Raw genomic sequence first — 2,406 nt, forward strand, 5'->3', positions numbered from 1 at the left:
GATTCGTTCTCGATCCGGCGCGAAGCGCTGCAGCAGCGCATTACCTATTCGACCACCGTTGCCGGCGCGCGCGCGCTCGTCCATTCGCTCGATTTTCGCAGCGGTGGCGAGGTCAACAGCCTGCAGGAACTGCACAAGGAATTGGGGACAAGCGCATGAAACGAGCACCGATGACCGCGAAAGGCGCCGGGCGCCTGCGTGGCGAACTCGATCGTCTGAAGTCGACGGAGCGTCCGCGCATCATCGCCGCGATTGCCGAGGCGCGGGCGCACGGCGATCTGAAGGAGAACGCCGAATATCACGCCGCGCGCGAGCTGCAGGGTTTTATCGAAGGCCGCATCAATGAGCTCGAGGGCGCTCTGAGCTTCGCCGAGGTGATCGACATCTCGCGCCTCAACACCAACGGCAGGATTGTGTTTGGCGCGACCGTCGATCTGGTCGAGGAAGCGAGCGGCGATGAGGTCACCTATCAGATCGTCGGCGACCTCGAAGCCGATATCAAGCAGAGTCTGATCGCCGTGAACTCGCCCTTGGCGCGCGCGCTGATCGGCAAGAGCGAAGGCGACAGCTTCGAGCTCCAGGCGCCGAACGGTACCCGGCAATATGAAATTCTCGCGGTGCGTTATTCGGTCTGATCCGAGCCTGCGATGCCCGGCCTGAACGTATTGACCCTGCTGCTGCCATCCTGGCCGCAGGCTGTCGGGCATGAATCCACACCCACGCTTCTGCGCTGGCTTGCGCGCGGCGATCGTCTCGCCGCCGCGCAACCTGGACGCGATGTTGTCTTGCGCGAATGCTTCGAATTTACCGGCACTTCGTTGCCGACAGCGGCGCTGACTCGTAGCCTCGATGCGAGCGATGCGCCGAATGTGCTCTGGCTGCGCGCCGATCCGGTGTATGTGATGGCGGATGCAGTCACGTTGCGCTTGGTCGCCTGCGGAAATCTGGATTTGTCCGCGGCTGAAATCGACGGATTCGCGCAGGCGCTGAAACCCTTGTTCGGCGATGCCGGTTTTCCGCTCGAAGCGACGCGCACGGATCGCTGGTACCTGCATTGTGCGCGCGAGGCGAAGTTGCCGACATTTTCCACACCCGCTGCCGCGCTCGGCGACGATCTGGCGCTGCATCTGCCCGAGGGCGAGAACGCGCAGCGCTGGCGCAGGCTGCTCAACGAGGTGCAGATCGTCCTGACCCAGCACCCGCTCAACGCCCAGCGCACACGCCGCGGCCTGCCGCCGGTCAACAGCCTGTGGATTTGGGGCGCGGGTACCTTGCCGGAATGGGTGCGCGGCGATTTTACCCAAGTGTTCAGCAACGATGAAATTACCCACGCGCTCGCGAAGCTGGCGAAGATTCCGGTATCGAGCAGCCTGTCGGACGCACTCAAACCGATCCCATCTCCGACTGCGGGGGAGACGGCGCAGGGTGATAAAGGTACTTCGTTATTGGTCGATCTCGCCGATCAGCATGACATCGCCGCACTCGAACGTGATTGGTTCACGCCTCTCGATACAGCGCTTCGCGAACGCAAGATCGACGTGCTGCACCTACGCTTCGAAAGCGGTGAGCGCTGCACCATCAAACCGGCACACCGCTGGCGCTTCTGGCGCAGGGTAAAACCGCTCGCGTGATCGGCAAGCCGCGCATCCAGCGCCGAGCCATGCCGACAGCCAACGACGCGTGGCCGGCATCGCTGCATCCGGTGCTGCGCAGGATTTACGCGGCGAGAGGTATCGCGGCAGCGGAAGACATCGAACATCGCCTTGCCACGCTCTTGCCGCCGCAACAGCTCGGCGGCATCCAACGCGCTTGCGAGTTGCTCGAACATGCGCTGCGCGCGAACGCGCCGATCCTGATCGTCGGCGATTTCGATGCCGACGGTGCCACCGGAACGGCGGTCGCCGTGCGCGGCCTGCGTCTGCTTGGCGCGCGCCGCGTCGACTACGGTGTGCCCAATCGTTTCACCCACGGCTATGGCTTGAGTCCGGGTCTGGTCGAGGAATTGGTTGCGCGACACCCCGAGCTCAAGCAGGACGGATTGCTGATCACGGTCGACAACGGCGTCGCCGCGCACGCCGGCGTCGCCGCGGCGAAAGCGCATGGCGTGCGCGTGATCGTGACCGATCATCATTTGCCAGGAGCAACCCTGCCTGCAGCAGATGCGATGGTGAATCCGAATCAATTTTCTATTGAAGAGTGCGGGCATGGAAGCCCGCTTTGTGATCGTTGCGCGCAGGATGCGCGCATGAATGCAAGTTTTCCGAGCAAGGCGTTGGCCGGCGTCGGTGTGATGTTTTATCTATTGCTTGCGCTGCGTGCGCATTTGCGCGAGTCAGGTTGGTATTCCGAGCGTGGGATCGGTGAGCCAGACCTGTCGTGTCTGCTCGACCTGGTTGCGCTCGGCAC

3 protein-coding genes are annotated in these 2,406 nt (G+C 63.1%); all 3 read left to right on the plus strand.

From position 1 onward, the window contains the following. The first annotated feature begins 155 nt into the window (after positions 1-155). Positions 156-635: a transcription elongation factor GreA gene (gene greA / locus VIE67_RS05015; protein WP_332023889.1), complete on the plus strand. Its 480-nt coding sequence runs from the start codon at positions 156-158 to the stop codon at positions 633-635. A gap of 12 nt (positions 636-647) precedes the next feature. After that, the gene (locus VIE67_RS05020; protein WP_332023892.1) at positions 648-1,631 is read left to right on the plus strand and encodes a phosphoglycerate mutase; all 984 of its coding nucleotides are present in this window, start codon (positions 648-650) and stop codon (positions 1,629-1,631) included. Positions 1,632-1,660: 29 nt separating this feature from the next. Then, positions 1,661-2,406 (plus strand): DHH family phosphoesterase (locus tag VIE67_RS05025; protein WP_332023894.1); only part of this gene is annotated, 746 nt, incomplete at its 3' end.

Origin of the sequence: Rudaea sp. (assembly GCF_036560865.1) — a bacterium.
Taxonomy (GTDB): Bacteria; Pseudomonadota; Gammaproteobacteria; order Xanthomonadales; family Rhodanobacteraceae; genus Rudaea.

Coding starts and splice junctions, on each gene's coding strand:
- greA (WP_332023889.1), top strand. CDS start 156: ATGAAACGAGCACCGATGACCGCGAAAGGCGCCGGGCGCCTGCGTGGC.
- VIE67_RS05020 (WP_332023892.1), top strand. CDS start 648: ATGCCCGGCCTGAACGTATTGACCCTGCTGCTGCCATCCTGGCCGCAG.